Source organism: Pseudomonas sp. JAI115 (assembly GCF_014200835.1).
Lineage (GTDB): Bacteria > Pseudomonadota > Gammaproteobacteria > Pseudomonadales > Pseudomonadaceae > Aquipseudomonas > Aquipseudomonas putida_A.
In genome coordinates, this window is sequence record NZ_JACHCY010000007.1 from 95,960 (window position 1) to 121,858 (window position 25,899).

Here is a 25,899-nt window from a genome sequence, read left to right on the forward strand (position 1 = left end):
ACATTCCTGCCCCATGACCTCCAGCCCCGAACACGCCCGCCTGCTGCGGCTGGCAACCCGCGCCTCGGTGGCGGTGGCCTGCACGCTGATCATCGCCAAAGCCATCGCCTGGTGGCTGAGTGGTTCGGTGAGCATGCTCGCAGGCCTCACCGACTCGGCGCTGGATGGCGTCACTTCGCTGCTCAATCTGCTGGCGGTGCATTACGCACTGCGCCCGGCCGATGACGATCACCGTTACGGCCACGGCAAGGCTGAATCGCTGGCGGGCATGGCGCAGGCGCTGTTCATCGGTGGCAGTGCGGTGCTGATTGCGTTTCAGGCGTATGAGCGCATCAAGCAACCGGAGCCGCTGGGCGCACCGTGGCTGAGCATCGGCGTGATCGTGTTCTCGCTGCTGCTGACCGCGGCGTTGCTGACGCTGCAACATCGGGTGATCAAGCAGACCGGCTCCAACGCCGTGCGCGCCGACTCGCTGCACTACCGTTCTGACATGCTGCTCAACGGCAGCATTCTGATTGCGCTGATTCTCGCCGGCATGGGCTTTCATCAGTTGGACGCATGGTTCGGCCTGGGGATTGCCGGGTACATCTTGTGGAGCGCGATCCAGATCGCCCGGGAAAGTTTTTCGGTGCTGATGGATGAAGAGCTGCCGACGGACGTCAGTCAGCACATGCTCGAACTGGCCTGCGGCGTACCCGGCGTACTGGGCGCGCATGATTTGCGCACGCGGATTTCAGGCAACCACTGGTTCGTGCAGTTGCATCTGGAATTGCCGGGAGAGCTGACCTTGTCAGTCGCTCACGGTATCAGCGATCAGGCGGCGGATGCGATTCACGCCGCCTACCCGCGAGCCGAAGTGCTGGTGCACGCCGACCCGCAGGAAGTGGTCAAGACCGAACGGGCGCAAACCCGGATTCAGTAAGACACCTGATAACCGCGACTGCTCAGGCAGTTGCCCTGCGCCTGACGGTAAGCCTGCACCACTTCAGGCGCTGGTTGATAGGTCGCGGTACGCGGGTCGAAACCGCTCTGCTGCACGGCGTATTGGTAGCACTGATAACCGTCCTGCTGCACCTGTTCCGGCGACTGCCCGTTGGCCGGATAGGCCTCGACGTCATAGCCCTGGGATTGCGGCTGCGGTTGCGGCGGTTGCTGCACCGGGGGTTCGACTACGACGTAATCCTGAGTGGCTTCCTGATACGCATAGTAGGAACCGGCAGCGAGGAACAGCAGCGCACCGCCGATCCACACTTCACGGGCATAGTCCGGCAGATACTGGGTGCGAATCCCTCGTGGCGGCTGCACGACGATGTAGCGCGGGCCTTGCGGGCGATACCAGTAACCGCCGGAATAGAAGTAATCCTGACCGCGATACGGCACTCGGTATTCGCGATCCGGGAAGCGGTCGATCACATGCCCCGGACGGTATTGCGGGCCTGGGCCCCAACCGTTGCCATGCCCGTCCGGGCGACCCGGCCAGCGATTGTCATTGGGCCGGTTGCCGGTTTGCCATTGCTGGTTGTGGTAACCATTCTGCGGCCGCTCGTCGCGGTAGTAACCCTGGCGCGGTTCCTGAGTCTGGCGCACGGTGTCGGGCCGTGGCTGGATCGGCAGGTTGTTCGACGGGGGCGCCTGATGCACCGGAGCAGGCTGATTGGGCGCGCGGTTCTGGTTCTGCCACTGGCCATTGTTGTGCTGCTGGCCGTTGTGCTCGAACTGACGGCTATTGTCGCCCCGAATGATCTCGTTGTTCTGCGGCCGCGGCTGATTTTGCGGCGGCGGATTGTTCTGCCCGTGGGGCTGATGATCGCCCCCATGGCCCTGGTTGTTTCCCTGATGCTCAGGGCCGCGTCCACCATTAGGGCTGCGGCTCTCCGGATCGTCGGCGAGCGCTTGCGCACTGACGCTCACACACAGCAAACCAACACCGGCCAGACGCCAGATGCGCGACTTCATGCTTTTCCTCACTGCGGGTATTAAGAGGGCTTATAGCTAAGACCGGGAATACGCATACCGGGTTCTGCGACAGGTTATCAGTCACGAAACTTATTTATTGAGGAAGGCTGTGCATCGAGGCACAAAAATCGCAGACAAGAAAAAGGGAGACCCGTCGGCCTCCCTTTAGAGAACTTCGTCCTGGCTCGACGCTTTTGACGTCGGCTCACCTCACGCCGTCTTCTGGACAGTGTGCAGCTCGGGGGCCGGCCCAGCCCCGGTGGGGGTGGCGGCCGCGGCGGGCCTGATTGGGCGGGCCGCAGTGGACTGTGTTACCGAGCAGTGATTCTGGTGATAAGAATAGGCCGGGAGGCGCGACAGAGGATTGCGAAGATTGCTCAAATAAACACTGCTTGCGCAATTTTTAACCCTGGATAGATAATCCGCCGCAATAGTTACAACCAAGGACTGATTCATGAGCAAACTCGACCGTTACGACCTGAGTATTTTGGCGGAATTGCAGCGCGACGCCCGCATCTCCAACCAGGAACTGGCCGAGCGCATCGGTCTGTCACCTTCCCCCTGCTCGCGCCGGGTCAAGCAACTGGAGGACGACGGCTACATCTCGCGCCAGGTTGCCCTGCTCGACCGCAAGATGCTCGGCCTGAGCCTGACGGCCTACGTGCTGATTGGCATGGACCGCCACACACCCGAGCGTTTCGAGAATTTCGAAGCGGCGATCCGCACCCTGCCGCAGGTGCTGGAATGCAGCCTGGTGACCGGCGTGGATGCCGACTATCAGTTGAAAGTGGTGGTGCCGGACATGGACCACTATCAGAAGCTGTTGCTGGGGCATCTGACCCGGATTGAAGGGGTGACCAGCGTGCGTTCGAGTTTTGTACTGAATCAGGTGCTCAACAGCACCGAACTGCCGCTGACGCATCTGCGCAACTGACATCGCCTTCGCGAGCAAGCCCGCTCCCACAGTTGATCTTCGTCGAGCACACAATTTGTGTTCAACCGAGATCCCCTGTGGGAGCGGGCTTGCTCGCGAAGAGGCCGGTACAGGCACCCCATAACCGCGGCACACCGACACAGGTCAATGCGGCCCTGCCACCCTCGGCGTATAATCGCCCAGCCCTTTCAGCCCTGTGCGCGCCGGAGATGCCCGATGGATCCTGCAGTATTCGAAGAGTGGATGATGACTGGCCTGGTCAGCATCCTGATCATTTTCATGGGTTTCATCGTCTGGGATCTGGCGAAGAAGTCCAAGGCCGGGCGTTTCGGCTCGTTCATTCTGTTCTTCGTCCTGGGCCTGGGCGTGGCTGCGTTCATCATCAAGAGTGTGGTGATCGGCCTGATCGAATCCGGCGCTCTATAACCGCGCCGGCACTTCCTTCCACTGGCCCTGATCGAGCCCTTCGAGCGTCCAGTCGCCAATCCGTACCCGCACCAGCCGCAACGTCGGCAGCCCCACCGCTGCGGTCATCCGCCGTACCTGACGGTTGCGTCCTTCACGAATCACCAGCTCCAGCCAACTGGTCGGCACGCTTTTGCGAAAGCGTACCGGCGGATTGCGTGGCCACAGTTCAGGTTCTTCCAGTTGCCGCGCCTCGGCGGGCAGGGTCATGCCGTCGTTCAGTTCGACGCCATCGCGTAAACGCTGCAGTTGCTCGGCCGTTGGCTCGCCCTCGACCTGCACCCAGTACGTCTTCGGCAACTTGTGTTTCGGGTCGGCAATCCGCGCCTGCAACTGACCGTCGTTGGTCAGCAGCAGCAAACCTTCGCTGTCGCGATCAAGGCGTCCGGCCGGATAGATGCCGGGCAGATCGATGAAATCCTTGAGCGTCGCCCGCCCGCCTTCGTCGCTGAACTGCGTCAGCACATCGAACGGTTTGTTGAACAGGATCAGCTTCGGCTCGGCCGGCGGCGCCTTGGCGACACGGCGTGGAGCTGAGGGGGAAGGCTTCGCGCCAGGGCGGCGGGAAGGAGAACGCGGGGGACGGGACATAAGAGAACAAACATCTAACGGTCAGGGCTGCTAATGCTAGTAGCCCGACCGTTAAATGACCATCAACAAATCAGCGGAACGGCGGCTCGTCGAAGCTGCGCAGTTTGCGCGAGTGCAGCGAATTGAGTTCGGTGCGCAGCAGATCCACCGCCGCGATGCCGATCTTCAAGTGTTGGCTGACCGCGCGCTCGTAGAACGCGTTGGCCGAACCCGGCAGCTTGATTTCACTGTGCAGCGGTTTGTCCGAAACGCACAGCAACGTGCCGTAAGGCACCCGCAAGCGATAACCCTGGGCGGCGATGGTGCCGCTTTCCATGTCCACCGCCACGGCGCGGGACAGGTTGATCAGCGGACGTTCCTGCGCCCAGCGCAGTTCCCAGTTACGGTCGTCGTAAGTCAGCACGGTGCCGGTGCGCAGGCGTTTTTTCAGCTCCTCGCCCTTCTCGCCGGTGATATTGGCCGCGGCTTGCTGCAGCGCCAGTTGCACTTCCGCCAGTGCCGGGATCGGAATGTTCGGTGGCACCACGCGATCGAGAATCCCGTCGCGACGCATGTAAGCGTGGGCCAGCACGTAGTCGCCAATGGTCTGCGACTGACGCAGCCCGCCGCAGTGACCGATCATCAGCCAGCAATGCGGACGCAGCACCGCCAGGTGGTCGGTGATGTTCTTGGCGTTGGATGGGCCGACGCCGATGTTGACCAGAGTCACGCCATGGCCGTCATTGGCGATCAGATGATAGGCCGGCATCTGGTAGCGGTGCCAGACCACGCCGGCGGCAATCGCCGACGCTTCGCCGTGATCCATGCCTTTCTCGATGATCACGTTGCCCGGCAAAACCATGCGCACGAAACGCGGGTCGTTGCGCAGTTGTTCCAGGCCATGGACGATGAACTGGTCGACGTAGCGGTGGTAGTTGGTCAGCAGAATCCAAGGCTGTACATGGCGCCAGTCGCTGCCGGTGTAGTGCACCAGGCGACGCAGGGAGAAGTCGACGCGCGCGGCGTCAAACAGCGCCAGTGGCAGCGGATCGGTGTTTTCCCAGTCGTAGAGACCGTCGGCGATGCCATCGGTGGCGGCGGACAGGTCGGTACTCGGGAACACTCGCGCCAGCACCGCAGCGGTGACGCCGGAGCCGGCCAGCTCATCGCCCTGCTCGACCACGTACGGGTATGGAATATTCTGCTGACTGACGCCGACTTCCACGGTCACGGTGAAGTCGTGCATCAACGGCACCAGTTGTTCCAGCAGGTATTTGCGGAACGCCTTGGGATGGGTGACGGTGACGCTGTAGGTGCCCGGCAGTTGCACCTTGGCGTAGGCGCGGGTGGTCTGCGGGACTTCGCCCTGACACAGGTAGGTCAGACGCAGTTCGGGATAACGAAACAGGGCACGCTGTTCGGCGTCAGGCTCGACGCGATCCTTGAGGTAACGCTTGAGCGCCGAGTTGAGCGCAGTGGTGGCCCGCTCATGCAGCTCGGCCAGACGATCCACGGCTTGTTCGGCGGTTTGAACGACAATAAACGCTTCGGTCACGATCAGCTTCCTGTGTTCTGACTTGCAGAGCTTCATCTTGCCTGCATCGTGGTCTCACGGGAACAGTGGCGTTGTGGCTGTACCCAAATCTCCCTGTCAATGGAGATCCCCTGTGGGAGCGGGCTTGCTCGCGAATGCGCTGTGTCAGTCGACCTATCCATTGACTCACACACCACATTCGCGAGCAAGTCCGCTCCCACAAGGGGATTTGTGTTGGGTCAGAAACCCTGGGGGGTTGAGCGAGCGACGATGGCTTCGACGTCCAGCCCACGCGGCAATGCACCGTAGACCCGGCCGCCACCGTTCAGGCGGCTGGCAATGAACGCGTCGCTGACCGCCGAGTTGCCGGCCTCCAGCAATAGCTTGGCCTGCAAACCGAGCGCGATGTCTTCGGTGAGTTGCCGCGCCCGATACTGAATGTCGCTGGTGTCCTTGAACTGCGCCTGCAACTGCTGGATATGCGCGGCCAGGCGCTTGTCGCCGTGCCCATCGCCCAATTCGCTGAACAACACGTCGAGCACACCCGGTTCTTTCGACAGTGCGCGCAACACGTCGAGGCACTGCACATTGCCCGAGCCTTCCCACGTCGAGTTGACCGGCGCTTCGCGATACAGCCGTGGCAGGATGCTCTCCTCGACATACCCGGCACCGCCCATGCACTCGGCGGCTTCGTTGATCATTCCGGGGGCACGTTTGCAGATCCAGTATTTGCCCACCGCCGTCACCAGCCGGGCGAATTGCGCTTCATGGCGATCATCCAGATGATCCAGCGCCTTGCCCATGCGCAGGCTCAGCGCCAGCGCGGCCTCGCTTTCCAGCGCCAGATCGGCCAGCACGTTCTGCATCAACGGTTGCTCGCTGAGCAGTTTGCCGCCGACCTTGCGATGCGCGCAGTGGTGGCTGGCCTGGGTCAGCGCCTGACGCATCAGCGAGCTGGAACCGACCATGCAATCGAAACGGGTCATCGCCACCATCTCGATGATGGTCGGCACGCCGCGCCCTTCTTCGCCAACCATCCATGCCAGCGCGCCGCGAAATTCCACTTCACTGGAGGCGTTGGACTGATTGCCGAGTTTGTTTTTCAGGCGCTGGATGTAGAACTGATTGCGCGTGTCGTCCGGGCGGTGGCGCGGCAGCAGGAAGCAGGTCAGGCCCTTGTCGGTCTGCGCCAGCGTCAGGAACGCATCGCACATTGGCGCCGAGCAGAACCACTTGTGCCCGACCAGTTCATAGGCCTGGCCCGGGCCACTGGCCCCCACTGGATAGGCCTTGGTAGTGTTGGCGCGCACGTCGGTGCCGCCCTGTTTCTCGGTCATCGCCATGCCGATGGTCACGCCGGCCTTGTGCGCCATGCCGACGTTGCGCGGGTCGTATTCGGTGGCGAGGATTTTCGGCAACCACTGTTCGGCCAGATCCGGCTGCAAGCGCATGGCCGGGACGCTGGCGAAGGTCATGGTCAACGGGCAACCGCTGCCTGCCTCGGCCTGGCTGTGCAGATAGCTCATCGAGGCGCGGGCGACATGTGCGCCGTCCTGCGGATGAGTCCAGGGTGATGAGGTCAGGCCATGTTCGATCGCGGTGCGCATCAGCTCGTGATAAGCGGGATGGAATTCCACCAGATCGATGCGATGACCGTAGCGGTCATGGCTGACAAACACCGGTTTGTTCTGATTGGCAAGGAACCCTGCCGCCATCAACGGCCCGCCGGCCAGCGCGCCGTAGGCATCGATCCTCGACTCGGCCCACCCGGCGCCAAAGCGGCGCGACCACTCCTGCAATGGCAGGTCGATGCGGTACAGGTTGGCACCGTCCAGCGACGGTGGCTGGTTGGTGACTTCGTGGGTTTCGGCGAACTGATGCAGGTTCATGACGGGGCTCCTTTGGTCAGCCAAGGGATTCAGTTAAGCACCGGCCCGTGGTTGATCAAAGTGTCATATGCGCCGAACTGTCGGCGCTTTCACCCTGTTACGCGCTGAGCACCCGACGCTCCAGCGCCGTCTGCAGGTCTTCGAATTTCACCGGTTTGTTCAGGTAATCGATGCGCGTACCCGGCGCGCAGTGTTCGCGATCCGTGCCCAGCGCCAGCATGAACACCGGCAGATTGGCGCAGCCAGGCAACGCATGAATCTGGCAGCACAACGACGCGCCTTCATGATTGGGCAACTGGCAATCGATCAGCACCGCGTCGAAGGTTTCCCGTTGCAGGCAATCAAGTGCCGCCGCGCCGTTGTCCGCCGTGCGCACGCGGAAACCGAGCTTGAGCAGCATGCCGCGCATCACCAGTTGGTTGACGCTGTTGTCATCCACCAGCAACACCGTGCAGTCCTGCGGTGCACGGCTGCGCTCATGCAGCGCTTGCGGGGTTGGCGCCGCTTCGAGCGGCGGCAGCTCGAACTCGACATCCAGTTGAAAACGGCTGCCGCTGCCAGGCTGGGAGCGGTGAGTCAGCTTGCCGCCGAGCAGTTCCACCAGTTGCCGACAGATCGCCAGCCCCACGCCCAGCCCGCCGTATTCGCGGGTCATCGAGCCATCAAGCTGGAAGAAGCGCTGATACATCGTCGCCTCGCCCAGATCGGTGAAACCGATGCCGGTGTCGATCACCGCAAACGACAACGCCAAGCGGTTGTCCGCTGTCGGCTTGCCGGTCACCCGCAGCGCCAGACCACCGACTCGGGTGAACTTGATCGCGTTGTCCAGCAGGCACTCCAGGCATTGCGCCAGTTTTGCGCTGTCGCCGTGCAAGCGATCCGGCAGGGTCGGCAGCACCTCGACCTTGAAGTCCAGCGACTTGCTCGCCGCGTTGCCGTCGAACTGCACGCGCAAGGCCTCGACCACCGCGCGCAGACTGAAGCTGCCCGGCGTCGCCTTGAGCTTGCCGGCCTGCAATTCGGTGAGGGTGAGGATGCCGTTGACCATGCGCATCATGTCCCGGGCAGAGCCAGCGGCGGTTTGCTGGTATTGCTCCAGTTCAGGCTCCAGCTCGACGGTCTGCATCAGCTCCAGCGATCCGATCACCCCGTTCATCGGCGTGCGCAACTCGTGGGTCAGGGTCGCGAGGAATTCATCCTTGAGCTTGTTGCTGTGGGCCAGTTGCTGGTTGAGCACTTCGAGCTTCTGCCCGGCGTCGAACAGGGTTTGCGCCTGTTGCTCGCGCATCGCGTTGATGCGGTCGGCCAGCGCCAGCGACAGCAGCGCGACTTCGATGGCCGAACCGATCTGGCTGGCGTACATGGTCAGGAACACGTTCGGCAGCAGGCCCAGCACCATCAGCGTATTGACGATGCCGCCGAGCAGGAATGCCGACCAGGCAATGATGAAATAACGCGCCACCCGCAAGCCGCGCCACCAGGCGAGAATCCCGGCGGCGAAGATCACCACGGTGAACACCAGCGCCAACAGGGTCGCCAGGCGCAGCGACAATGCGTAACTGGTCATCAGCGACAGCCCGACCACCAGCGCGCCGAACGCGATCAGGGCGATCAGCAGATAGTCGAGCCAGCGGCTGTGGGTTCTGGTCTGCAGGAAACTGCGGGCGAACTGGCTGCCGAACAACCCGGCGCAACCGATGAAAAACGGTGTGGCGGCGTTGGCCCACCACGGATTGTCCGGCCAGAAATACTCGACCGCCGCGCCGTTCACCGACAGTTGATAAAGGCCGAACGAGGCGATGTAGAAGATGTAATAGAGGTAGCTGGTGTCGCGCACGCTCAGGTAGATGAACAGGTTGTAGACCAGCATCCCCAGCAGCACGCCATAGATAATCCCCAGCACATACAGGCGCACCGGCTGGTCTTCGAGGTACGCGGTGCTCGACCATAACGTCACCGGCGCCTGAATCGATCCCTCACTGGCCAGGCGCAGGTACACGGTTTTTTGCTGGTCAGGGGCGAAGGTCAGGTCGAACAGGTAATTGTTCTGCCGGATCTCGCGACTGGTGAACGGCAAGGCGTCGCCGGTCTGCCGGATCAGGCGGTAGTCGCCATTGGCATCGGCCATATAAAGGTCGAGATGATCGAGCGGCGGATACGCCAGTTCCAGCAGCCAGGTGCGTTGGGCGGCCGGATTGTTCGGACGGTAATGCAGGTCGATCTTCAGCCAGAACGCCGAACGCGAGTAACCGGCATTGAGCGTGGCTTTGTCGTGGGGTTTGAAATTGCCCGCCGCCGCTTGAGCACGGACGTCGGCGATGTTCGCCTGACCGCTCGGGTCTTCGAACACTTGCAAGGAGCGGCCCAGCGGGAGGCTCTGGGTATTTTCGTCGAACTCGACGGCGCTTGCGAGGAGGGGCAAGCAGAACAGCAACATCAGCAAATAGCGCATTGAAGCCCCAGCGTGGCTCGTCCGGTTGTGTCAGGAAGCCCCCCATTCCCTTTGAGTAGACGTAAAACCGGTATTACCTGTTATTGGTTTGGATCCAGCCTAGCATAGCCGTTGATGGCCATTGAGCACCATCGAAATTTTTCCTACAAAGGCTCTAGAACGGGCGTTTCAGAGCAAAGCAGCGAGCTAGAGCTGTTGAGTTGGTCAACTCAATCATTGCGATCCGCTTTTGTGGCGAGGGAGCTTGCTCCCGCTCGGCTGCGCAGCAGTCGTAAAACCTGTAAATGCGCTGTGCCTGAATAAATGCAGGGGGCTGCTTCGCAACCCAGCGGGAGCAAGCTCCCTCGCCACAATGGTAGCTGCAGTGTTGTCCGACAATCTGCTCGCAAACACCGTCAGGACTGAACCCCAAAATCAGGTTTGGTGGTAAGCTCGCGCACCATGAATATCTACAGCTCCCGCCCCGTTGTCCTCTGTCTCTCCGGCCACGACCCCAGTGGTGGCGCCGGCTTGCAGGCAGATATCGAAGCCCTGCTCGCGCAGGGTTGCCATGCGGCTCCGGCCGTCACCGCCCTGACCGTGCAAGACACTGTCAACGTCACTGACTTCCGCGTCCTCGACCGTGAGTGGGTACTGGCCCAGGCCAATGCCGTGCTCAACGACTCCGAAGTCGCTGCGGTCAAACTGGGCATGCTCGGTTCGCTGGAAATGGTCGACACCGTGGTCGAACTGCTTTCCGCGCACCCGCACCTGCCGGTGGTCTGCGACCCGGTGCTGCGTGCCGGCGGCGGCGGACGCCTGGGCAAGGACGAAGTGGGTTATGCGATGCGCGAGCGTCTGCTGCCGCTGTCGATCATTGCCACCCCCAACCTTCCCGAAGCACGGATTCTCGCCGAACTGCCCGAAGGCACTGCGGACGAGTGCGCGGAAAAACTCCTGCCGTTCGTCAAAAACCTGCTGATCACTGGCGGCCATGGCGACGAAACTGAAATCCACAATCGCCTGTACAGCCGTGACGGCCTGCGTGAAACCTTCTATTGCCAGCGTTTGCCGGGCAGTTATCACGGTTCCGGCTGCACATTGGCCAGCGCCCTCGCCGGTCGGCTGGCCCAGGGTGAAAACCTCGCCAGCGCCGTGCGTACGGCACTGGATTACACCTGGCGCACCCTGCGCGATGCCGAACAACTGGGCAAAGGCCAGTTCGTGCCGCGTCGCCTGCCGCTGGATTTTTGCTCGTAACGTCGTGAGGTCTGCCTGATGAAACTCCGTGGCCTGTACGCCATCACCGACAGCCAATTGCTGGCGGGCAAGTTTCTGTCGTACGTGGAGGCGGCGCTGGAAGGCGGTGTCACCCTGCTGCAATACCGCGACAAAAGCAGCGACGAGGCCCGCCGTCTGCGCGAGGCCGAAGCGCTGCGCGATCTGTGCGAACGCTACAAGACGCAGTTGATCATCAACGATGACGCCGAGCTGGCCGCGCGCCTCAACGTCGGCGTGCACCTGGGGCAGACCGATGGCCCGCTGTCGCCGACCCGCGCCCTGCTCGGCTCCAAGGCCATCATCGGGTCGACCTGCCACGCGCAGCTTGAATTGGCTGAACAGGCCGCCAAGGAAGGCGCGAGCTATGTCGCCTTCGGTCGCTTCTTCAATTCCAACACCAAACCCGGCGCGCCAAGCTGCAGCCTCGATCTGCTCGACGAGGCCAAACGCAAGCTGCATCTGCCGGTCTGCGCGATTGGCGGCATCACCCTCGACAACGCCGCGCCACTGGTGGCCCACGGGGTCGACCTGCTGGCGGTGGTCCACGGTTTGTTCGGTGCCGAGAGCACCGCCGAAGTGACCCGCCGCGCCCGCGCCTTCAACGAACTTCTGAAAATCTGATTTGAGAGCCCGAACATGTCTCGTTCCGAAACCCTGTTTGCCAATGCCCAGAAACACATTCCCGGTGGCGTGAACTCGCCGGTTCGCGCGTTCAAGAGCGTGGGCGGCACACCGCTGTTCTTCAAGCATGCCGAAGGCGCCTACGTCACTGACGAAGACGACAAGCGCTATGTGGATTACGTCGGTTCGTGGGGGCCGATGATCCTCGGCCACAGCCACCCGGACGTGCTCGACGCAGTGCGCAATCAACTGCAACACGGCCTGTCCTACGGCGCGCCGACCGCGATGGAAACCGAGATGGCCGACCTGGTCTGCTCGCTGGTACCGTCGATGGACATGGTGCGCATGGTCAGCTCCGGCACCGAAGCGACCATGAGCGCGATTCGTCTGGCCCGTGGTTACACCGGTCGTGACAGCATCATTAAGTTCGAAGGTTGCTACCACGGTCACTCCGACAGCCTGCTGGTCAAGGCCGGTTCCGGCGCGCTGACCCAGGGCGTGCCAAGCTCCGCCGGTGTGCCGGCCGCGTTCGCCAAACACACCCTGACCCTGCCGTTCAACGACATCGACGCCGTGGAAAAGATGCTCGCCGAAGTCGGTCAGGACGTCGCCTGCATCATCGTCGAGCCAGTCGCTGGCAACATGAACTGCGTGCCGCCGGCACCGGGTTTCCTCGAAGGCCTGCGTGCGCTGTGCGACAAGCATGGCGTGGTGCTGATTTTCGACGAAGTGATGACCGGTTTCCGCGTTGCCCTCGGCGGCGCCCAGGCGCACTACGACGTGACCCCGGATCTGACCACCTTCGGCAAGATCATCGGCGGCGGCATGCCGGTCGGCTGCTTCGGCGGCAAACGTGAAATCATGGAACGCATCGCGCCGCTGGGCCCGGTGTACCAGGCCGGCACCCTGTCGGGTAACCCGCTGGCGATGGCCGCCGGTCTGACCACCCTGCGCCTGATCAGCCGTCCTGGGTTCCACGCCGAACTGACCGACTACACCACGCGCCTGCTCGACGGACTGCAACAACGCGCCGATGCCGCGGGCATTCCGTTCGTGACCACGCAAGCGGGTGGCATGTTCGGCCTGTATTTCAGCGGCGCCGACGACATCGTCACCTTTGAAGACGTGATGGCCAGCGACGCAGCACTGTTCGGTCGCTTCTTCCATCTGATGCTGGAAGGTGGCGTGTACCTGGCACCGAGTGCATTCGAAGCCGGTTTCACCTCGATCGCCCACGGCGAAACCGAGCTGAAAATCACTCTGGACGCTGCCGAACGTGCCTTCGCTGCACTGAAGTAATCGCCGTACCGCTGACGTTGGCCATGGCCAGCGTCAGCTTTCACCTACACCCACGCTGTTTTTCCCACGCCTCTGCTAAAAATCCGCAAGAAAGTGGCCGATATATTTCCCGCGCAGCAGAAAAACGAGTAAAGACTTTGTAAGGTTGGCCCTGCTTATTTCATAATGCGCGCTTATTGGATCCCTCGATGGGTCCGCGTGCCCTTCAGAGGTAAGTCGATTCCCATGAACCGCACCGGCCGCACCCTTGCCTTGGGCTGCCTGTTGCTCCTTCAGCCCCTGCTCGCGCATGCACAAGCAGGCGGCAACTCGTTGTTGATCCCGGCGATGGGTCGTTGCACCCTCAACACTCAGCCGCAAGACGTCACGCAGGCACTGGCCGCCTGCCAGAAAGCGGCCGACGAAGGGGATGCGCAAGCGCAATACGAGTTGGGTGAGTTCTACTACGACGGCAAGAATGCGCCACGCGATCTCAATCAAGCCCTGAGCTATTTCGAAAAGGCCTCGCTGCAAGGCCACGCTCAGGCGCAGTTCAAGCTTGGCACCATGTTCTTCCACGGCGAAGGCGTGCAGGCCAACAACATTCAGGCGTACATCGTGCTGAAGATGGCCGCGGTCAACGGCGCCGAAGATGCGCTGGACACCGCCGACGAAGTCTCCGAAAAAATGTCCCGCGAAGACCTCGAAACCGCGACCCAGGTGCTCGGGCAAATTTTCCGTAAATACCTGATGGAACTGCAGAGCGCCGACGGGCGTACGCCGTTTTCGCCACTTCCCTGATTTCTGCTTTGCTCTGACTATCCCCATTCGCGAGCAGGCTCGCTCCCACATTTGATCTCCAGCGCTGCGAAGATCTTTTGTGGGAGCGAGCCTGCTCGCGAAGGGGGCGACGCGGTTCTGAGCCCTACTTCTCAGGCATCGGCATCGGAAACGGCATCACATTGCCGACCGCGCCACGGGCTTCGCTGATTTTCGGGGTGCCCAGACGTTCCACCTCGTCGATGCGCACGATCGAATGCATCGGCACAAAGCTGCGCACCACACCTTCGAACTGCGCCTTGAGCTTCTCTTCGCTCGGATCGACCACCACTTGCGTGCGCTCGCCAAAGACGAACTCTTCCACTTCCAGAAAACCCCACAGATCACTTTGATAGATCTGCTTGGCGTACATTTCGAACACCTGGCCCTGGTTGAGGAAAATCACCTTATAGATTGGAGCTTCGCGTTTGGTCATGGCGGGGGATAACATCGGGGATAAAAATGAGGGCGCAAACTATAGCATAGCCACCGGACGCACAGCGGTAGGAACCTGAGGGCTTGTTCCCTATAATGCGCGGTTCTTTGAATCACGTGACGACCAAAATCCATGGCCAAGAAGCTTTACATCGAAACCCACGGTTGCCAGATGAACGAGTACGACAGCTCGCGCATGGTCGATCTGCTGGGCGAACATCAGGCCCTGGAAGTCACCGCCCGTGCCGAAGACGCCGACGTGATTCTGCTCAACACCTGCTCGATCCGCGAACGTGCCCAGGATCGGGTGTACTCGCAGCTCGGCCGCTGGCGCGAACTGAAACTGGCCAACCCGGACATGGTGATCGCCGTCGGTGGTTGCGTGGCCAGCCAGGAAGGTGCGGCGATCCGTGATCGCGCCCCGTATGTCGACGTGGTCTTCGGCCCGCAGACCCTGCACCGCCTGCCGGAAATGATCGACGCCGCACGCAGCAGCAAGTTGCCGCAAGTCGACGTCTCGTTCCCGGAAATCGAAAAATTCGACCATTTGCCCGAGCCGCGCATCGACGGCCCGAGCGCCTACGTGTCGGTGATGGAAGGTTGCAGCAAGTACTGCACGTTCTGCGTGGTGCCTTACACCCGTGGCGAAGAAGTCAGCCGGCCGTTCGATGACGTAATTGCCGAGATCATCCACCTCGCCGAGAACGGCGTGCGTGAAGTGACCTTGCTGGGGCAGAACGTCAACGGTTATCGCGGTACGACTCATGACGGTCGCCTGGCCGATCTGGCAGAGCTGATCCGCGTGGTCGCCGCTGTCGACGGCATCGACCGCATCCGCTACACCACTTCGCACCCGCTGGAGTTCTCCGACAGCCTGATCCAGGCCCACGCCGAAGTGCCGGAGCTGGTCAAACACCTGCACTTGCCGGTGCAGTCGGGTTCTGACCGGATCCTCGCGGCGATGAAGCGCAACCACACCGCGCTGGAGTACAAATCCAAGCTGCGTAAACTGCGCGCTGCGGTACCGGGCATCTGCATCAGTTCGGACTTCATCGTCGGCTTCCCTGGCGAGACCGAGAAAGACTTCGAACAGACCATGAAGCTGATTGCCGATGTCGGTTTCGACTTCTCCTACTCGTTCGTCTATAGCCAGCGCCCGGGCACCCCGGCGGCCGATCTGGCCGACGACACCCCGGAAGAGCTGAAGAAAGAACGCCTGAACGCCTTGCAGCATCGTTTGAATCAGCAAGGGTTCGAGATCAGCCGACAAATGGTCGGTTCGATCCAGCGCATTCTGGTCACCGACTACTCGAAGAAAGACCCGGGCGAGCTGCAAGGGCGTACCGAGAATAATCGTATCGTCAACTTCCGCTGCGATAATCCGACCCTGATCGGCCAGTTCGCCGACGTGCACATCGACGCGGCGCAACCGCACTCGCTGCGCGGCTCGTTGATCCAGTAACACCGCGCGTCTTCTGTGGCAGGGCTGTTGTGGTGAGGGGATTTATCCCCGATGGTTGGCGCAGCCGACCCAAAGCTGAAGTTGCGGTGAATCTGCCATAACGAGAGCTCTGGTTTTGGGGCCGCTCCGCGGCCCATCGGGGATGAATCCCCTCGCCACAGATAACTCCACCCGCCATAGAAAGGCGCTCCAAACTCGCATCGATATTTAAGAGCTTTCGCACCCACGCCACTGGCGTTATCCTTGATTTCATCTTAATTGCCCCAGGGCGGCTAAATACGACCTTGAACGCACCCATAGAACCACATCGTTTTATCCTCGAGCCCTTTGAGGCTCGCCGCTTCGCCAATCTGTGCGGGCAATTCGACGAGCATCTGCGCTTGATCGAACAGCGCCTGGCCATCGAGATCCGCAATCGCGGAAACCAGTTCGAGCTGATCGGCGACCCCAAGCACACCACGTCTGCGGAAAACCTGCTGCGCCGCCTGTACCGCGAAACCAAGGGTACCGAGCTGTCGCCAGACATGGTGCACCTGTTCCTCCAGGAATCGGCCGTGGTCGAACTGGACAACCACGCCCCCGCCGAAGCCTCCGTCGCCCTGCGCACCAAGAAAGGCATGATTCGCCCACGCGGCCTGAATCAGCTGCGCTATGTGAAGGAAATCCTCGGCAACGACATCAACTTCGGCATCGGTCCGGCCGGTACCGGCAAGACCTATCTGGCCGTGGCTTGCGCCGTTGATGCCCTGGAGCGCGAGCAGATCCGCCGCATCCTGCTGGTACGTCCGGCGGTTGAAGCCGGTGAAAAACTCGGTTTCCTGCCGGGTGATCTCGCCCAGAAGATCGACCCGTACCTGCGCCCGCTGTACGACGCCCTCTACGAAATGCTCGGCTTCGAATACGTGGCCAAGCTGATCGAGCGCCAGGTGATCGAAGTCGCGCCGCTGGCCTACATGCGCGGTCGTACGCTGAATAACAGCTTCATCATTCTCGACGAAAGCCAGAACACCACCGTCGAGCAGATGAAGATGTTTCTGACCCGGATCGGCTTTGGCTCCACCGCGGTCATCACCGGCGACATCACCCAGGTCGACCTGCCGCGCGGCACCAAGTCCGGGCTGCATCATGTGATCGAAGTACTCAAGGATGTCCCGGGCATCAGTTTCACCCACTTCCAGCCTAAAGACGTCGTGCGCCATCCATTGGTGCAGCGGATCGTCGAGGCCTACGAGCGCTTCGAGACCCGTGCCGAAGCCGCCAGGGAAACCTCGCGCGATGCTTGAGCTGGATCTGCAAATCGCTACCGAAGCGAACGCCCCGAGTGAAGCCGACTTCCGCAAATGGTGCGAACTGGCCCTGCGCCAGCGCAGCGCCGACTCGGAAATGACCATTCGTCTGGTTGACGAGGAAGAAGGTCGTGAGCTGAATCACACCTGGCGCCATAAGGATTACGCGACCAACGTCCTGTCGTTCCCGGCCGAAGTCCCGGACGAGTTTCTCGACATCCCGCTGCTCGGCGATCTGGTGATCTGCGTGGCCGTGGTCGAGCGCGAAGCTGCCGAACAAGGCAAGGAACTCCAGGCCCATTGGGCACATCTAGTCATTCACGGCTGCTTGCATCTGCTCGGTTACGACCATATAGATGACGACGAAGCCGAAGAAATGGAAGCACTGGAACGCGAGTTGCTTGCCGAACTGGGCTATCCCGATCCGTACGCGGACGACGAAGCCGAAACATCCCCTATCGTTACAACAAAGGATTCAGAGTAATCGCTATGAGCGAAGATCGATCGAGCAACGGGCAGAAGTCATGGCTGGGTAAACTGACCCAGGCTTTTGCCCACGAGCCGAAGAACCGTCAGGAGCTGCTTGAGCTGCTGCGTGATGCACATCAGAACAAACTGCTGGACAGCGAAGCGCTGGCCATCGTCGAAGGCGCCATTCAAGTGGCTGACCTGCAAGTACGCGACATCATGGTGCCGCGCTCGCAGATGATCAGCATCAAGGCGAACCAGACACCCCGTGAATTCCTCCCGGCCGTGGTCGACTCGGCCCACTCGCGCTATCCGGTCATCGGCGAAAGCCACGACGACGTGATGGGCGTGCTGCTGGCCAAGGATCTGCTGCCGCTGATCCTCAAGGAGAACGGTGACAGCTTCAACATCAAGGACCTGCTGCGCCCGGCCACCTTCGTGCCCGAGTCCAAGCGTCTGAACGTGTTGCTGCGTGAATTCCGCGCCAACCACAACCACATGGCCATCGTCATCGACGAATACGGCGGCGTCGCCGGCCTGGTGACGATTGAAGACGTGCTGGAGCAGATCGTCGGCGACATCGAAGACGAGCACGACGTCGAAGAAGACAGCTACATCAAACCGCTGCCCAGCGGCGACTTCCTGATCAAGGCCCTGACGCCGATCGAGAACTTCAACGAGTTCTTCGACAGCGAATTCTCCGACGACGAATTCGACACCGTCGGCGGCCTGGTGATGAGCGCGTTCGGGCACTTGCCAAAACGCAACGAAATCACTGAAATCGGCGCCTATCGTTTCCGCATCCTGAACGCCGACAGCCGTCGGATTCATTTGCTGCGACTGACCCCTATCGCCCGGTAAGAAATCTAAGGATTGAAATGCGCTGGACAACCCGCCCCGGCTGGCCCGGTAACCTGCTGGCCGTGGCGGCCGGTGCAATCACCACCTTCGCCCTCGCCCCGTTCAACATCTGGCCGCTGGCTTTGCTCGCGGTCGGCCTGTTCTACGCCGGCCTGCGCGAGCTGAAACCGCGTCAGGCACTGGGCCGTGGCTGGTGCTTCGGTTTCGGCCTGTTCGGCGCCGGTACCAGCTGGATTTACTACAGCATCCACCATTTCGGTGGCGCGTCGGTGCTGCTGGCCGGGTTCCTGATGCTGCTGTTCACCGCAGCGATCGCGTTTTTCTTCGCCCTGCCCGCCTGGGTCTGGGCGCGCTGGTTGCGCCGCAACGAGGCACCGTTGGCCGATGCGCTGGCGTTTGCCGCGCTGTGGGTCGGGCAGGAAGCGTTTCGTGGCTGGTTCCTCACTGGTTTTCCGTGGCTCTACTCCGGCTACAGCCAGCTCGACGGCCCATTGGCCGGGCTCGCGCCAGTGGGTGGCATGTGGCTGGTGTCGTTCGTTCTGGCGCTGACTGCGGCGCTGATCTATAACGCGCCGCGCTTGCTGCAAACCGGTCGTAAAGGCTTTATCGCGGCCGGTTTGCTGTTGCTGGTCGGGCCATGGGTGGCGGGTATTGCGCTCAAGGGCCACGCCTGGACCAGTCCGTCCGGCCCGGCACTGAGCGTCGCCGCGATTCAGGGCAACGTCGAACAAAGCATGAAATGGGATCCGGCGCAGCTTAACGCGCAACTGGCGCTGTATCGCGACCTGAGTTTTCGCTCGAAGCCGGTGGACCTGCTGATCTGGCCGGAAACCGCCGTGCCGGTGCTCAAGGAGTCCGCCGAGGGCTACCTGAACATGATGGGTAACTTCGCCGCCGAGCGTAAATCGGCGCTGATCACCGGGGTGCCGATCCGCGAGACGGTTCGTCACGAAAAACGCTTCTTCAACGGCATCACCGTGGTCGGCGAAGGCGATGGCACTTACCTCAAGCAGAAACTGGTGCCGTTCGGTGAATACGTACCGTTGCAGGATCTGCTGCGCGGGTTGATTGCGTTCTTTGATTTGCCAATGTCCGACTTCGCTCGCGGGCCGGCGGATCAGCCATTGCTGCAGGCCAAGGGTTATCAAATCGCGCCATTCATCTGCTACGAAGTGGTGTATCCCGAATTCGCCGCTGGGCTGTCGGCACGCAGCGATCTGCTGCTGACGATCAGCAACGACACCTGGTTCGGCACCTCGATCGGCCCGCTGCAACACCTGCAAATGGCGCAAATGCGCGCACTTGAGGCAGGCCGCTGGATGATCCGCGCTACGAACAATGGCGTGACCGGACTGATCAACCCGTTCGGGCAGATCACCGAGCAGATCCCGCAGTTCGAACAGGGCATTCTGTATGGCGAAGTGGTGCCGATGCACAACCTGACGCCGTACCTGCAATGGCGTTCGTGGCCGCTGATCATCGTCTGTGTGCTGCTGTTTGGCTGGGCGCTGATGGCGAGCCGGATGTCGAAAACCCTTTAAAAAGCTTCGCGAGCAAGCCCGCTCCCACATTTGGAATGCAATTCAAATGTGGGAGCGGGCTTGCTCGCGAATGGGCATCAGCAGCACCCAATCAATCAGGGTTGGCATCACCCCGGTAAAACAACGAATACCCCACCTGCCCCACCGCCTCATTCAGCAACTGCCCGCTCTGCCAGATCGACTTGAACTCCGGCAGCCAGCCACCAAACGGGCGCGCATTATCGGTCCCGAGAAACCCGACGGGCGCCGGCACCACTTCGAATCCTGCCTGCTGGAAACACCACACGGCGCGCGGCATGTGCCAGGCCTGCGTGACCACCACGACGCGCTTGATGCCTTGTGGCAACAAGATGTCGGCGCTGAATTTGGCGTTTTCCCAGGTGGTACGGCTCTCGCCTTCCTGCCAGCGCGTGGTCACGCCGAAATCATCGCGCAACGAATCGGCCATCAGCTTCGCCTCGGTCGGCGGCGTGCCGTAATGCAAGCCACCGCTGGTCAGAATCGGCAGCCCGGAGGCCTTGGCCAGTCGCGCCGCATAGCGCTGACGCTCCAGCCCCACGCCGGTTGGCTGGTCCTCGCCCCAGGCCAGATCGCCGCGCTCGCGCCCGGAACCCAGCACCACGATGGCATCGGCGCGCTGCGCCAATATCGACCACGCGTCACGGGGCAGCGGCGGCTCACGCTCCAGCGCCTTGGCGCCCCACTGCACCACCACCGGCAGGCTCATCAGCCAGAAACCACCCAGGCCAAGGGCAAAACACAGGCCGGCCAGCCGTGGCCGGGAGCGGCGCAGCCACCAGGCGACCAGCAACAGCAGCAAAAGAATGCCAGGCGGCAATAGAAGTTGTTTGATGAAGTAACGCAAAGGCATCGGGGCATCTCCAGAGATGCCCGAAGCCTAAGAGTGTTAATGACACGTTACAACCGATAGGTAGGATCCTGTTGGAAAAGATCCGTTACTCGACCTGCCATGCGATTACTTGGCCTGCACAGAACGAACCTTGACGGTGTCTCTGCCGGGCGCCTTGTCCTTGAGCCAGATGACCTTGGCTGAATGTGCTGCATCGAGCTGTTTCACTGCCTGCGACAGGTATCCATGCGATTCACGCTCACTGCGATCCAGATAGGCCTTGACCAGTTTGAACTCGGCGGGGCTCAAGCCACGCAATTCCAGTTCCACGGGGCGCTCGTCGCGCAGCCGGCCAGCGGTTTTTGCAGCGTCGAGCGCCATGCCCAGACGATCCATCAACCGTTCGTACAACTCGGGTTTCGTCACGTTTTTTTGCCGTTGCTCCACCATCCCTCACCTCATTGAAGATAAGACTCACTCCCCAATAAGAGCTTAGCTTCGCTGCACAAACCGGCTGAACGCCGCGACCAACGGCCCTCGCCACGGTTTTCCGGGGCCAGACAGCTGTAATCAGGGTTTCCCTAGGCCAAGCGCGGTCATGTATGCTACGGCGCTTCCTGTCATTCCACTTCCAGCCTGTCCGGAGCATCCCCCGGAGGGCGCGTTGAAGAGGATTAGGCCACCCCTATCCAGTACAAAAGTAGCCATGCACGAACAATATCAGCCCCGTGAAATCGAAGCCGCCGCCCAGTCGTTCTGGGACGAGCAAAAGTCCTTTGAAGTCAGTGAACAGCAAGGCAAGGAAACCTACTACTGCCTGTCGATGTTCCCTTACCCCAGCGGCAAGCTACACATGGGGCACGTGCGCAACTACACCATCGGCGACGTGATCTCCCGCTACCAGCGCATGCAAGGCAAGAACGTTCTGCAACCGATGGGTTGGGACGCCTTCGGCATGCCGGCGGAAAACGCCGCGATGAAGAACAACGTGGCGCCCGCCAAGTGGACCTACGAAAACATCGCCTATATGAAGTCCCAGCTGCGCAGCCTGGGCCTGGCGGTGGACTGGTCCCGTGAAGTGACCACCTGCAAGCCGGATTACTACCGCTGGGAACAATGGCTGTTCACTCGCCTGTTCGAAAAAGGTGTGATCTACCGCAAGAACGGCACCGTGAACTGGGACCCGGTCGACCAGACCGTGCTGGCCAACGAACAGGTGATCGACGGTCGCGGCTGGCGCTCCGGCGCGCTGATCGAAAAGCGCGAAATCCCGATGTACTACTTCAAGATCACCGCTTACGCGGATGAGCTGCTGGAGAGCCTCGACGAACTGACTGGCTGGCCGGAACAGGTCAAGACCATGCAGCGCAACTGGATCGGCAAGTCCCGCGGCATGGAAGTGCAGTTCCCGTACAACGTCGACTCGATCGGCGAAGCAGGCACCCTCAAGGTCTTCACCACCCGTCCGGACACCCTGATGGGCGCGACCTACGTTGCCGTGGCTGCCGAGCACCCGCTGGCCACCCAGGCAGCGCAGAACAACCCAGAGCTGCAAGCCTTCATCGCCGAATGCAAGGGCGGCAGCGTGGCTGAAGCCGACGTCGCCACTCAAGAGAAAAAAGGCCTGCCGACCGGCCTGTTCGTCGAGCACCCGCTGACCGGTGAAAAACTCCCGGTCTGGGTCGCCAACTACGTGCTGATGCACTACGGCGACGGCGCCGTGATGGCGGTCCCGGCGCATGACGAGCGCGATTTCGAATTCGCCCACAAGTACGACCTGCCGGTGAAATCGGTGGTGCGCACCAGCTCCGGCGACACCAACCCGGCTCCGTGGCAAGACGCCTACGGCGAGCACGGTACGCTGATCAATTCCGGCGAGTTCGACGGCCTGGACTTCACCGGCGCTTTCGACGCCATGGAAGTCGCCCTGATCAAGAAAAACCTCGGCGCCTCGCGTACCCAGTTCCGCCTGCGCGACTGGGGCATCAGCCGCCAGCGCTACTGGGGTTGCCCGATTCCGATCATCCACTGCGCCACCTGCGGTGACGTGCCGGTGCCGGAAGACCAGTTGCCGGTGGTGCTGCCGGAAGACGTAGTGCCGGACGGCGCCGGTTCGCCGCTGGCGCGCATGCCGGAATTCTACGAGTGCAGCTGCCCGAAATGCGGCCAGCCTGCCAAGCGTGAAACCGACACCATGGACACCTTCGTCGAGTCCTCGTGGTACTACGCCCGTTACGCCTCGCCGCACTTCGAAGGTGGCCTGGTGGAAAAATCCGCGGCCGACCACTGGTTGCCGGTGGATCAGTACATCGGCGGTATCGAACACGCCATTCTTCACCTGCTGTACGCGCGTTTCTTCCACAAGCTGATGCGTGACGAAGGTCTGGTCAGCTCCAACGAGCCGTTCAAGAACCTGCTGACCCAGGGCATGGTGATCGCCGAGACTTACTATCGTCGCGAAGCCAACGGTGCCTACACCTGGTTCAACCCGGCGGACGTGGAACTCGAGCGTGACAGCAAGGCCAAGGTCATCAGCGCCAAATTGAAATCCGACGGCTTGCCGGTGGAAATCGGTGGCACCGAGAAAATGGCCAAGTCGAAGAACAACGGCGTCGACCCACAGTCGATGATCGATCAGTTCGGCGCCGACACCTGCCGCCTGTTCATGATGTTCGCTTCGCCGCCGGACATGAGCGCCGAATGGTCGGACTCCGGCGTTGAAGGCTCGCACCGTTTCCTCAAGCGCGTCTGGCGCCTGGCGCAGGCCCACGTCACTCAGGGCCTGCCGGGCAAGCTGGACATCGCCGGCCTGAACGACGAGCAGAAAGCCGTGCGCCGCGCCATCCACCTGGCCATCAAACAGGCCAGCCATGACGTCGGCCAGAACCACAAATTCAACACCGCCATCGCTCAGGTGATGACGCTGATGAACGTGCTGGAAAAAGCTGCGCAAGGCACCGAACAGGACCGCGCGCTGATTCACGAAGGTCTGGAAGCCGTGACGTTGTTGCTGGCTCCGATCACGCCGCACATCAGCCATGAGCTGTGGAATCAACTGGGCCACGCGGACCCGGTGATCGATGCCGGCTGGCCTGCGGTCGATGAAAGCGCACTGGTGCAGGACAGCCTGCAACTGGTCATTCAAGTGAACGGCAAGCTGCGTGGCCAGATCGAAATGCCGGCCAGCGCCACCCGCGAAGAAGTTGAAGCGGCGGCCCGCGCCAACGAAAACGTGCTGCGTTTCGTCGACGGTCTGACCATTCGCAAAGTGATCGTTGTACCGGGGAAACTGGTTAACATCGTCGCCAGCTAAATTGGATTGGGCGTCAGGCTCGCCTGACGCACTGTAAAACCTTTCGGGCCGCAGGGTCGGCCCACATGGTTTCAAGGGGAGCAACACAATGATCAAACGCAATCTGCTGGTGATGGGCCTCGCCGTTCTGCTGAGCGCCTGCGGTTTCCAGCTGCGTGGCACCGGCACCAACGAACTGTCGATCAAGGAGCTCGATCTGAGCGCCCGTAACGCTTATGGCGAGACCGTCACCCAGCTGCGTCAGGTGCTCGAGTCCAGCGGCGTCAAGGTCTACAGCGGTGCACCGTACAAGCTGTATCTGGCTGACGAACAGGAAAACCAGCGCATCCTCAGCTACGCCGGCGCCGGTCGTACGGGTGAGTACCAAGTGACCACCGTGCTGAACTACGACATCGTAGGCGAACACAATCTGAACCTGCTGAGCGACAAGCTTGAAGTGCAGAAAGTGTTCATCCACGACGGCAACAACCTCGTCGGCTCCGATCAGGAAGCCAACGACGCCCGTCGCGAAACCCGTCGCGAACTGGTTCAGCGCATGATGCTGCGCCTGCAACAGCTGACGCCGGGCCAACTGCAGCAATTGCAGCAAGCGGCCAACGACCGTGCCCGGGCTGAAGCCGACGCGCTGAAGGCGGCACAGAAAGCTGAAGCGGAAACCCCGCGTCAGTCGCCGCTCGAACTGCCGCAGCAGTAAGACGTACGGGGCGCTCAGGCGCCCCGTTCGCCCTCTCTTATGAAGCTCGCTCCCGCTCAACTCGGCAAACACCTGCAAGGCGCGCTCGCGCCCGTCTATATCATCAGCGGCGATGACCCGCTGTTGTGCCAGGAAGCCGCCGACGCCATTCGCAGTGCTGCCCGCCAGCAAGGTTTCGACGAACGCCAGGTGTTCGCCGCCGACGCCAATTTCGATTGGGGGACCTTGTTGCAGGCCGGCGCCAGCATGTCGCTGTTCGCCGAAAAACGCCTACTGGAACTGCGCCTGCCTTCGGGCAAGCCCGGTGACAAGGGCGCCGCCGCGCTGATCGAATACTGCTCGCGCCCCGCTGAAGACACGGTGCTGCTGATCAGCTTGCCCAAGCTCGACGGCAGTGCGCAGAAAACCAAGTGGGGCAAGGCCCTGGTCGAAGGCCAGCAGACCCAGTTCATCCAGATCTGGCCGGTGGATGCCAACCAGTTGCCGAGCTGGATTCGCCAGCGTCTGTCGCAGGCCGGCTTGTCGGCCAGCCAGGACGCGGTCGAACTGATCGCCGCACGCGTCGAGGGCAACCTGCTCGCCGCTGCGCAGGAAATCGAAAAGCTCAAGTTGATGGCCGAAGGTGGGCAGATCACCGTCGAAACCGTGCAGGCCGCGGTGGCCGACAGTGCGCGCTTCGACGTGTTTGGCCTGACCGACGCCGTACTCAACGGCGAACCGGCCCACGCCTTGCGCATGCTTGAAGGCCTGCGCGGTGAAGGCGTCGAGCCACCGGTGATTCTCTGGGCACTGGCGCGGGAGTTGCGCCTGCTGGCCAATATCTCGCTGCAGTACAGCCAAGGCACGCCGCTGGACAAGTGCTTCAGCCAGGCGAAACCGCCAGTCTGGGACAAGCGCAAACCGCTGATGAGCAAAGCCCTGCAACGCTACTCGGCGCAACGCTGGGCGCAGTTGTTGCTCGAAGCCCAGCGCATCGATGCGCAGATCAAGGGTCAGGCCGCCGGTTCGCCGTGGATGAGCCTGAGCCGGTTGGCGCTGTTGATGTCCGGCCAGCGCCTGACTCTTCCCGCCGAATAATCTGTCATACCGTATAACGACCCTTCGCGAGCAGGCTCGCTCCCACATTGAAGTGCTTTCCAACTGTGGGAGCGAGCCTGCTCGCGAAAGCGTCAGAACATTCCTACATATCAGGGACTGGACAGACGTCCAAC

23 protein-coding genes are annotated in these 25,899 nt (G+C 61.6%); 15 read left to right on the plus strand and 8 right to left on the minus strand.

Annotation, left to right across the window (positions count from 1 at the left end; genetic code table 11):
* Positions 1 to 13: 13 nt before the first annotated feature.
* Positions 14 to 922: a cation diffusion facilitator family transporter gene (locus HDC30_RS17665; protein WP_183784195.1), complete on the plus strand. Its 909-nt coding sequence runs from the start codon at positions 14 to 16 to the stop codon at positions 920 to 922.
* Here HDC30_RS17665 and HDC30_RS17670 read toward each other — a convergent pair.
* Positions 916 to 1,956 carry a DUF6515 family protein gene (locus tag HDC30_RS17670; protein WP_096795269.1) on the minus strand — a complete coding sequence of 347 codons (1,041 nt, stop codon included), beginning with the start codon at positions 1,954 to 1,956 and terminating at the stop codon, positions 916 to 918. The two genes, HDC30_RS17665 and HDC30_RS17670, sit on opposite strands and share 7 nt — an antisense overlap.
* 454 nt (positions 1,957 to 2,410) lie before the next feature.
* On the opposite strand from HDC30_RS17670, the gene HDC30_RS17675 reads away from it, so the two are divergent.
* The gene (locus tag HDC30_RS17675; protein ID WP_008081091.1) at positions 2,411 to 2,890 is read left to right on the plus strand and encodes an Lrp/AsnC family transcriptional regulator; all 480 of its coding nucleotides are present in this window, start codon (positions 2,411 to 2,413) and stop codon (positions 2,888 to 2,890) included.
* Between the two features lie 216 nt (positions 2,891 to 3,106).
* On the plus strand, positions 3,107 to 3,316 hold the full coding sequence (locus HDC30_RS17680; protein WP_003228500.1) for a DUF2788 domain-containing protein: 210 nt from the start codon (positions 3,107 to 3,109) through the stop codon (positions 3,314 to 3,316).
* Here HDC30_RS17680 and HDC30_RS17685 read toward each other — a convergent pair.
* From HDC30_RS17685 to HDC30_RS17700, 4 genes are all read right to left on the minus strand, one after another.
* Positions 3,311 to 3,946, minus strand: a complete 636-nt coding sequence (locus HDC30_RS17685; RefSeq protein WP_260319940.1) for a pseudouridine synthase — start codon at positions 3,944 to 3,946, stop codon at positions 3,311 to 3,313. The genes HDC30_RS17680 and HDC30_RS17685 overlap by 6 nt on opposite strands.
* 70 nt (positions 3,947 to 4,016) lie before the next feature.
* A complete protein-coding gene (amn, locus tag HDC30_RS17690; protein WP_167734182.1) occupies positions 4,017 to 5,516 on the minus strand; it encodes an AMP nucleosidase in 1,500 nt (499 codons plus the stop codon).
* 182 nt (positions 5,517 to 5,698) lie between these two features.
* The gene (locus HDC30_RS17695; protein ID WP_183784197.1) at positions 5,699 to 7,348 is read right to left on the minus strand and encodes an acyl-CoA dehydrogenase family protein; all 1,650 of its coding nucleotides are present in this window, start codon (positions 7,346 to 7,348) and stop codon (positions 5,699 to 5,701) included.
* Positions 7,349 to 7,445: 97 nt separating this feature from the next.
* Entirely contained in the window at positions 7,446 to 9,800 is a 2,355-nt protein-coding gene (locus HDC30_RS17700) for a hybrid sensor histidine kinase/response regulator (RefSeq protein WP_183784199.1), read from the minus strand.
* 441 nt (positions 9,801 to 10,241) lie between these two features.
* Here HDC30_RS17700 and HDC30_RS17705 point away from each other — a divergent pair, with 441 nt between their 5' ends.
* The 4 genes from HDC30_RS17705 (at position 10,242) to HDC30_RS17720 (ending at position 13,760) form a co-directional block, all read left to right on the plus strand.
* The gene (locus tag HDC30_RS17705; RefSeq protein WP_007960553.1) at positions 10,242 to 11,039 is read left to right on the plus strand and encodes a hydroxymethylpyrimidine/phosphomethylpyrimidine kinase; all 798 of its coding nucleotides are present in this window, start codon (positions 10,242 to 10,244) and stop codon (positions 11,037 to 11,039) included.
* An 18-nt stretch (positions 11,040 to 11,057) separates the two neighbouring features.
* On the plus strand, positions 11,058 to 11,681 hold the full coding sequence (thiE, locus tag HDC30_RS17710; protein WP_007960555.1) for a thiamine phosphate synthase: 624 nt from the start codon (positions 11,058 to 11,060) through the stop codon (positions 11,679 to 11,681).
* 15 nt (positions 11,682 to 11,696) lie between these two features.
* The gene (hemL, locus tag HDC30_RS17715) at positions 11,697 to 12,980 is read left to right on the plus strand and encodes a glutamate-1-semialdehyde 2,1-aminomutase (RefSeq protein WP_183784201.1); all 1,284 of its coding nucleotides are present in this window, start codon (positions 11,697 to 11,699) and stop codon (positions 12,978 to 12,980) included.
* A gap of 225 nt (positions 12,981 to 13,205) precedes the next feature.
* Positions 13,206 to 13,760 (plus strand): tetratricopeptide repeat protein, encoded by a 555-nt coding sequence (locus HDC30_RS17720; RefSeq protein WP_003228518.1) that lies wholly within the window; start codon positions 13,206 to 13,208, stop codon positions 13,758 to 13,760.
* A 124-nt stretch (positions 13,761 to 13,884) separates the two neighbouring features.
* Here HDC30_RS17720 and HDC30_RS17725 read toward each other — a convergent pair whose 3' ends face one another.
* On the minus strand, positions 13,885 to 14,214 hold the full coding sequence (locus HDC30_RS17725; RefSeq protein ID WP_003185742.1) for a DUF1820 family protein: 330 nt from the start codon (positions 14,212 to 14,214) through the stop codon (positions 13,885 to 13,887).
* Between the two features lie 132 nt (positions 14,215 to 14,346).
* Between HDC30_RS17725 and miaB the strand changes: the two genes are divergently transcribed.
* The 5 genes from miaB (at position 14,347) to lnt (ending at position 19,831) form a co-directional block, all read left to right on the plus strand.
* A complete protein-coding gene (gene miaB, locus HDC30_RS17730; RefSeq protein WP_064589373.1) occupies positions 14,347 to 15,675 on the plus strand; it encodes a tRNA (N6-isopentenyl adenosine(37)-C2)-methylthiotransferase MiaB in 1,329 nt (442 codons plus the stop codon).
* A 284-nt stretch (positions 15,676 to 15,959) separates the two neighbouring features.
* On the plus strand, positions 15,960 to 16,958 hold the full coding sequence (locus tag HDC30_RS17735) for a PhoH family protein (RefSeq protein WP_097089326.1): 999 nt from the start codon (positions 15,960 to 15,962) through the stop codon (positions 16,956 to 16,958).
* Positions 16,951 to 17,445 carry an rRNA maturation RNase YbeY gene (ybeY, locus tag HDC30_RS17740; protein WP_096795275.1) on the plus strand — a complete coding sequence of 165 codons (495 nt, stop codon included), beginning with the start codon at positions 16,951 to 16,953 and terminating at the stop codon, positions 17,443 to 17,445. Before HDC30_RS17735 ends, ybeY begins: the two co-directional genes overlap by 8 nt.
* 5 nt (positions 17,446 to 17,450) lie before the next feature.
* A complete protein-coding gene (locus tag HDC30_RS17745) occupies positions 17,451 to 18,290 on the plus strand; it encodes an HlyC/CorC family transporter (protein WP_027612886.1) in 840 nt (279 codons plus the stop codon).
* A 17-nt stretch (positions 18,291 to 18,307) separates the two neighbouring features.
* Complete coding sequence (gene lnt, locus HDC30_RS17750; protein ID WP_096795276.1) at positions 18,308 to 19,831, plus strand: apolipoprotein N-acyltransferase; 1,524 nt, start codon at positions 18,308 to 18,310, stop codon at positions 19,829 to 19,831.
* A 91-nt stretch (positions 19,832 to 19,922) separates the two neighbouring features.
* Here lnt and HDC30_RS17755 read toward each other — a convergent pair whose 3' ends face one another.
* Both HDC30_RS17755 and HDC30_RS17760 read right to left on the minus strand, forming a co-directional pair.
* Positions 19,923 to 20,702, minus strand: coding sequence for a YdcF family protein (locus HDC30_RS17755; protein WP_097089329.1), 780 nt, complete (start codon positions 20,700 to 20,702; stop codon positions 19,923 to 19,925).
* A 105-nt stretch (positions 20,703 to 20,807) separates the two neighbouring features.
* On the minus strand, positions 20,808 to 21,131 hold the full coding sequence (locus tag HDC30_RS17760) for a hypothetical protein (RefSeq protein WP_096796296.1): 324 nt from the start codon (positions 21,129 to 21,131) through the stop codon (positions 20,808 to 20,810).
* Positions 21,132 to 21,387: 256 nt separating this feature from the next.
* Between HDC30_RS17760 and leuS the strand changes: the two genes are divergently transcribed.
* The 3 genes from leuS to holA all read left to right on the plus strand — a co-directional run bounded on the left by leuS (position 21,388) and on the right by holA (position 25,765).
* Positions 21,388 to 23,994: a leucine--tRNA ligase gene (gene leuS / locus HDC30_RS17765; protein WP_183784203.1), complete on the plus strand. Its 2,607-nt coding sequence runs from the start codon at positions 21,388 to 21,390 to the stop codon at positions 23,992 to 23,994.
* Positions 23,995 to 24,082: 88 nt separating this feature from the next.
* The gene (gene lptE, locus HDC30_RS17770; RefSeq protein ID WP_007960576.1) at positions 24,083 to 24,688 is read left to right on the plus strand and encodes an LPS assembly lipoprotein LptE; all 606 of its coding nucleotides are present in this window, start codon (positions 24,083 to 24,085) and stop codon (positions 24,686 to 24,688) included.
* A gap of 39 nt (positions 24,689 to 24,727) precedes the next feature.
* Positions 24,728 to 25,765 carry a DNA polymerase III subunit delta gene (gene holA, locus HDC30_RS17775; protein ID WP_097089332.1) on the plus strand — a complete coding sequence of 346 codons (1,038 nt, stop codon included), beginning with the start codon at positions 24,728 to 24,730 and terminating at the stop codon, positions 25,763 to 25,765.
* Positions 25,766 to 25,899: the final 134 nt, after the last annotated feature.

What these genes read in the sequence shown, in the direction of transcription:
- HDC30_RS17670 (WP_096795269.1), bottom strand. Translation starts at nt 1,956, where the DNA reads ATGAAGTCGCGCATCTGGCGTCTGGCCGGTGTTGGTTTGCTGTGTGTG.
- thiE (WP_007960555.1), top strand. Translation starts at nt 11,058, where the DNA reads ATGAAACTCCGTGGCCTGTACGCCATCACCGACAGCCAATTGCTGGCG.
- leuS (WP_183784203.1), top strand. Translation starts at nt 21,388, where the DNA reads ATGCACGAACAATATCAGCCCCGTGAAATCGAAGCCGCCGCCCAGTCG.
- hemL (WP_183784201.1), top strand. Translation starts at nt 11,697, where the DNA reads ATGTCTCGTTCCGAAACCCTGTTTGCCAATGCCCAGAAACACATTCCC.
- HDC30_RS17675 (WP_008081091.1), top strand. Translation starts at nt 2,411, where the DNA reads ATGAGCAAACTCGACCGTTACGACCTGAGTATTTTGGCGGAATTGCAG.
- lnt (WP_096795276.1), top strand. Translation starts at nt 18,308, where the DNA reads ATGCGCTGGACAACCCGCCCCGGCTGGCCCGGTAACCTGCTGGCCGTG.
- HDC30_RS17705 (WP_007960553.1), top strand. Translation starts at nt 10,242, where the DNA reads ATGAATATCTACAGCTCCCGCCCCGTTGTCCTCTGTCTCTCCGGCCAC.
- miaB (WP_064589373.1), top strand. Translation starts at nt 14,347, where the DNA reads ATGGCCAAGAAGCTTTACATCGAAACCCACGGTTGCCAGATGAACGAG.
- HDC30_RS17685 (WP_260319940.1), bottom strand. Translation starts at nt 3,946, where the DNA reads ATGTCCCGTCCCCCGCGTTCTCCTTCCCGCCGCCCTGGCGCGAAGCCT.
- HDC30_RS17680 (WP_003228500.1), top strand. Translation starts at nt 3,107, where the DNA reads ATGGATCCTGCAGTATTCGAAGAGTGGATGATGACTGGCCTGGTCAGC.
- HDC30_RS17755 (WP_097089329.1), bottom strand. Translation starts at nt 20,702, where the DNA reads ATGCCTTTGCGTTACTTCATCAAACAACTTCTATTGCCGCCTGGCATT.
- HDC30_RS17695 (WP_183784197.1), bottom strand. Translation starts at nt 7,348, where the DNA reads ATGAACCTGCATCAGTTCGCCGAAACCCACGAAGTCACCAACCAGCCA.
- ybeY (WP_096795275.1), top strand. Translation starts at nt 16,951, where the DNA reads ATGCTTGAGCTGGATCTGCAAATCGCTACCGAAGCGAACGCCCCGAGT.
- lptE (WP_007960576.1), top strand. Translation starts at nt 24,083, where the DNA reads ATGATCAAACGCAATCTGCTGGTGATGGGCCTCGCCGTTCTGCTGAGC.
- HDC30_RS17700 (WP_183784199.1), bottom strand. Translation starts at nt 9,800, where the DNA reads ATGCGCTATTTGCTGATGTTGCTGTTCTGCTTGCCCCTCCTCGCAAGC.
- HDC30_RS17725 (WP_003185742.1), bottom strand. Translation starts at nt 14,214, where the DNA reads ATGACCAAACGCGAAGCTCCAATCTATAAGGTGATTTTCCTCAACCAG.
- HDC30_RS17665 (WP_183784195.1), top strand. Translation starts at nt 14, where the DNA reads ATGACCTCCAGCCCCGAACACGCCCGCCTGCTGCGGCTGGCAACCCGC.
- holA (WP_097089332.1), top strand. Translation starts at nt 24,728, where the DNA reads ATGAAGCTCGCTCCCGCTCAACTCGGCAAACACCTGCAAGGCGCGCTC.
- amn (WP_167734182.1), bottom strand. Translation starts at nt 5,516, where the DNA reads ATGAAGCTCTGCAAGTCAGAACACAGGAAGCTGATCGTGACCGAAGCG.
- HDC30_RS17745 (WP_027612886.1), top strand. Translation starts at nt 17,451, where the DNA reads ATGAGCGAAGATCGATCGAGCAACGGGCAGAAGTCATGGCTGGGTAAA.
- HDC30_RS17760 (WP_096796296.1), bottom strand. Translation starts at nt 21,131, where the DNA reads ATGGTGGAGCAACGGCAAAAAAACGTGACGAAACCCGAGTTGTACGAA.
- HDC30_RS17720 (WP_003228518.1), top strand. Translation starts at nt 13,206, where the DNA reads ATGAACCGCACCGGCCGCACCCTTGCCTTGGGCTGCCTGTTGCTCCTT.